The sequence below is a fragment of the uncultured Brachyspira sp. genome, assembly GCF_944390595.1.
Taxonomy (GTDB): domain Bacteria; phylum Spirochaetota; class Brachyspiria; order Brachyspirales; family Brachyspiraceae; genus Brachyspira.
The window spans coordinates 1-4,474 of sequence record NZ_CALXRN010000062.1 but is presented as its reverse complement, the minus strand read 5'-3'; the positions used below and the strand labels follow the sequence as shown (position 1 = coordinate 4,474).

Here is a 4,474-nt window from a genome sequence, read left to right as displayed (position 1 = left end):
TAAAAGTTAATATATTAAATAAACTGCTTATTAATTTATTTCTATCCATAAGAACTGTACAATCATCATTCATATTATTATTTATAGTAAATTTAACTCTCTTAGATTTAAATATATCAGAAAAATTTTCAATAACATTATTCATTATATTATCAACATTTTCAAAATTCATATTAAGCCTAAATGATTTAGAATTTATATCATTAAAATCATTTAATGCTTCCATAGTTCTATCTATAAAAAAAGACTGCCTCATTACTATATTTTTATATTCTTCATCATATTTTTCCAAGTTCATATATTTTGATATTACACAATTATAATTTTGTATTTCGTATATAAGATTAGATATCAAATCTTTTAATTTATCATTAATATAAAAACTTTGTTTCATAGCCTCAATATAAATAAACATAATATATTTTTTAAATTATAACATGAAATAATTAAAAAAGCTAATTAGGTATTTAAATATTAAATTCAAATTTTGAATTTAATGTTTAAATTTATAAAAGGAATTTTTATTATGAATTTATACAGTATTTTATATTTAAAATTATTAACATTATGAACAAGTTATCAACATAGTAAAATTAATTGAATTCATCTAATATTTCATGGTATAAATTTAAATTTTGAAGTATGTATAATTTTTCTTAATATAATAATATTATATATTAAATTTTTTAAATATGTTTTTTATTATTATTAAACTGTTTATATGTTGATAAGTTTTTGCATATAAGAAGAAAATAGAATTTTATTAATAATATATTGTTGATAACTTTTTTTATATTAACAGTTTGAGTATTTGTTTAAAATAAAGAATTTAATAATAGAATTTATAATTTTTCTTAATTTAAAATTTGTTTATAATGTTAATAGTTTTTTATTTATTATTAACAAATTATCAACATATATGTTAGGGTAGTTTTATATTTGATTTTTTGGCAGATTAAATTTGAAAAAAATTGTATTTTAAGTATAATATATCAAAATAATATCTGGATTATTAATATGACAAGTTTATCATTAAGAAAATTAAATATTAATATATTTATTTTATTTATTCTTAGTGCATTAAGTTTAGCATGCCCTATTTCGACACATTCTTTAGGATTAAAAGGAAATGAGTTTCTGCCTATATTTTTTACTTTGTCTATAGGAGCGTATATATTAAATCCTTTGTTTTTGATAATACTTTCTGTAGCTTCTCCATTAATGAATTATTTCATTACTAATATGCCTATGCCTCCGACTTTGTATTTTTTAATGTTTGAAGGCATTGTATTTTCTTCTATTGTGGTACTGTTAAGAAATAAAAGTATATCATTTATTTTAATTGTATTATTAGCTTTTGTATCTGCAAGATTATCATCTTTTATTTTGACTTTTGTTTTCGACGTAAGTATTAATACTTGGTTTAACGGTGTTATTAATGGATATAAAGGTATGATAGTAAATGTTTTATTTGCAAGTATTATTTATCTTATATTAAAAAATAATGAATGATATTTTTAATCCGTATAAAGTTTTTTATTTTGATAATATAAAAGTAACAGCACTTGGAGACTTGGATAAAGAACTTGGATATGAGCTTAGAGCTTTTAAAAGTAAAAATATTGATTTTCCAGTTAAAATAATAGAAAATATAAAACATTATATTAAGAGTAATAATAAATTCGATGTTGTAATTTACATACCTTCTAATAAAAATAACGGTGTTATGAATTTTTTTGCTGATTATTTTTTTAATGAATTTAATATAAAAAAATTAGATTGTATAAAAATAAAAAAAGATATAAAAGAACAAAAATTTTTAAATACCTTGAAAGAAAGAAATGAAAATATAAAAGATGCATTTGAAATAATAGGAGCTGATAATTTAAGAAATAAAAATGTACTTTTGATAGATGATGTTTATGCTTCAGGGGAAACATTAAAAGAGGTTATTAGATTATTGAAAGAATTTTCTTTTTCATTTAATTTAGAATGTTTAATTTTTTGTTATAGAAATTATATTTTTAAATAAAATATTTTACTATAATATTGAATTATCAAAAATAAAATATTATAATATATTAAAATAAAAATTAAGGGTTATTATTATGATAGAATCTAAAGTAAAAGAATTAACTAAAAAAATAGAAATGGAGTCTAAGAAATTAGACAAAAAAATTAAAGACATAGAAAAAATAAAAGCAAGCATAACAAAAGATTTAAAGAAAAATGTCAAGGAGCTAAAGACTAAGCAATTAAAGAAACTTCAGGAAGAGAAGAAAAATATTACAGATAAAGTTAAGCAGATGAAAACTAATCTGATAAATGCTAAAAAAGAAAGTGTGGAAAAAGGTGTAAATAAAAAGATAGCTGTAAGCAAAAAAGCTATTGAAGATAAAACAGCAAAAAAAATTATGAATATGATGGCTTTATATAATAAAACTGCCAATGCAAATCTTATTGAAATTTTGAAAAAAGTTAAAGAAGAGGATTTGAAGAAAGATACAGGAGCTCATTTTAAATCTATATATGGAATATTTGTTCATATTATTCAATGCGATATGTATTTCTTTAGTGTATATAGAAAATATTCAAATAAAAAAACTATTGCAAATGAAGAGTTATTAACTTATTTGAACGATGATTTTAGTTTCAATAAAGATATAGAAAAAGATTTCCAAACTTTGATAGATGTAAGAATGAAACTTGATGATGTTATAATAGCAATAATTAATTCTATAGATGATTTTAATATAACAGGAAAAGTTTCAGTTCCTAATTTAGAAGTAAAAAAATCAAGATATCATTTAATAATGCATGAGCTTAATCATAATACACATCATAGAGGTGAGATTTCTGCACTTTTAGATCAGATGGGATACAGCAATGATTATTCTAATTTATTGACAATTATTTGATCTTTATAACATAATCCTCCAAATATAATTTTATTTGGAGGATTTTTTATTCTTAATTTTTATTGAAGCAGTCCTAAAACATATAAAGCAATGTCTTCAAATCCCATTCCTTTATATTTGGCCATAGCAGGTATATCTGAAGTGTCAGTCATACCGCTTTGAGTATTAACTTCCATTAAATAAACTTCATTATTTTCACCTATGATTGCATCTATTCTGCAAAGACCTGTGCAGCCTAATACAGTATATGCTTTTTTAGCAGTTTCTATAACTTTATTTTCTATTTCTTTTGATATTTTTGCAGGCATTTCTAATTCTGTTTTTCCAGGAGTATATTTTGCATCATAATCGTATATTTCATTTTTTGAATTTATACCTAATATAGGAAATACACAAATATCATCGCACTCTTTAACTAATCCTATAGTTATTTCTTTACCCTTTATATAAGGCTCTATAAAATAATTGCTTACATTATCTAATTTATCAACTATACTTTCAAATTCATTTTTACTTTTTATTAGTGATACTCCTACACTAGATCCGCTTGATATAGGCTTTAATATTATAGGAAAGTTAAATACTTTATTATCAGCTTTGATGCCCTCATCATTAACAGAGCTTACATTTTCAAGAAGGAAAAAATCAGATGTTGATACATTTGAAGATTTCCATATTATTTTAGTATAAACCTTATTCATACAAACAGCACTTACTAAAATATTCTCTCCGGTATATTTTATATTAAGTGTTTCCAAAAGTCCCTGTATAGCTCCGTCTTCTCCGAAAGTTCCATGAAGTATATTATAGCAGTATTTTATCTTTTCTTTTTTTAAAATATTTACTAGTTCAAAATAATCCTGAACATCTATTAAAATACAATTATCTTTAAGCTCATCAAAACTTGTTAATGCTTTAAAAACATTTTGTCCGCTTCTAATAGATACTTCTCTTTCTTCATTGGTTCCTCCGTATAAAACGGCTATTTTCTGATTTTTAAAATGATCTAATATTTTCTTTTTTAATTCTTCATTTAATATCATATTTCATCCATGAATTTTATTTTGTATATTCATAAATAATCTAAATACTATTAATTATCGTATAATTTGAAAATTCTATAATTTTAAAATTTTTATTTATTGAAATATCTTTATTGTTATACTATTATAATAATAAAAAAAGGAGGTATTTATGAAATTAGGAGAGGCTATATTAAAGAGAGATGAATATATAAAAAAGCAAGATGAGCTTAAAAAAAGAGTAAAGAGCAATGTAGCTGTAAAGGATGATAATGAAAACAATGAAAATCCTGATGAATTAATAAAAAAATATATAGAAATAAATAATGAGCTTTCAGATTTAATTTTAAAAATAGATAATAAAGAGCATGAGACCAAACTTCATATAGGAATATCAATTTCTGATGCTGTAAAGATTAGGGATAAATTATATAGAGAAATGGAAATTTATAAAACTGTTTTAAAAGAGCTTAATAGCAAAGATTACAGAAATGCTAAAAATGAAGTTAAAATGAAAGTGCTTGTCAATGTTAA

General features: G+C 21.5%; 5 protein-coding genes and 1 pseudogene. 4 read left to right on the top strand and 2 right to left on the bottom strand.

Annotated features, from left to right (window positions below):
- Positions 1–415: pseudogene (locus Q0J90_RS03285) on the bottom strand (sensor histidine kinase); the annotation flags it as partial.
- A gap of 602 nt (positions 416–1,017) precedes the next feature.
- On the opposite strand from Q0J90_RS03285, the gene Q0J90_RS03280 reads away from it, so the two are divergent.
- The 3 genes from Q0J90_RS03280 to Q0J90_RS03270 all read left to right on the top strand — a co-directional run bounded on the left by Q0J90_RS03280 (position 1,018) and on the right by Q0J90_RS03270 (position 2,918).
- Complete coding sequence (locus tag Q0J90_RS03280) at positions 1,018–1,512, top strand: hypothetical protein (RefSeq protein WP_297276550.1); 495 nt, start codon at positions 1,018–1,020, stop codon at positions 1,510–1,512.
- Positions 1,505–2,032, top strand: a complete 528-nt coding sequence (locus tag Q0J90_RS03275) for a ComF family protein (RefSeq protein ID WP_297276549.1) — start codon at positions 1,505–1,507, stop codon at positions 2,030–2,032. Before Q0J90_RS03280 ends, Q0J90_RS03275 begins: the two co-directional genes overlap by 8 nt.
- 76 nt (positions 2,033–2,108) lie before the next feature.
- Entirely contained in the window at positions 2,109–2,918 is an 810-nt protein-coding gene (locus Q0J90_RS03270; RefSeq protein WP_297276548.1) for a DinB family protein, read from the top strand.
- Positions 2,919–2,977: 59 nt separating this feature from the next.
- Here the strand turns inward: Q0J90_RS03270 and Q0J90_RS03265 are convergent, their stop codons facing one another.
- Positions 2,978–3,961 carry a D-alanine--D-alanine ligase gene (locus tag Q0J90_RS03265; protein ID WP_297276547.1) on the bottom strand — a complete coding sequence of 328 codons (984 nt, stop codon included), beginning with the start codon at positions 3,959–3,961 and terminating at the stop codon, positions 2,978–2,980.
- A gap of 151 nt (positions 3,962–4,112) precedes the next feature.
- Here Q0J90_RS03265 and Q0J90_RS03260 point away from each other — a divergent pair.
- Positions 4,113–4,474, top strand: a 362-nt coding sequence (locus tag Q0J90_RS03260; RefSeq protein WP_297276546.1) for a DIP1984 family protein, incomplete at its 3' end; no start/stop codon positions are given.

Excerpts from the sequence above, each read along its gene's own strand:
- Q0J90_RS03275 (WP_297276549.1), top strand. The coding sequence starts at position 1,505 with ATGAATGATATTTTTAATCCGTATAAAGTTTTTTATTTTGATAATATA.
- Q0J90_RS03280 (WP_297276550.1), top strand. The coding sequence starts at position 1,018 with ATGACAAGTTTATCATTAAGAAAATTAAATATTAATATATTTATTTTA.
- Q0J90_RS03270 (WP_297276548.1), top strand. The coding sequence starts at position 2,109 with ATGATAGAATCTAAAGTAAAAGAATTAACTAAAAAAATAGAAATGGAG.
- Q0J90_RS03265 (WP_297276547.1), bottom strand. The coding sequence starts at position 3,961 with ATGATATTAAATGAAGAATTAAAAAAGAAAATATTAGATCATTTTAAA.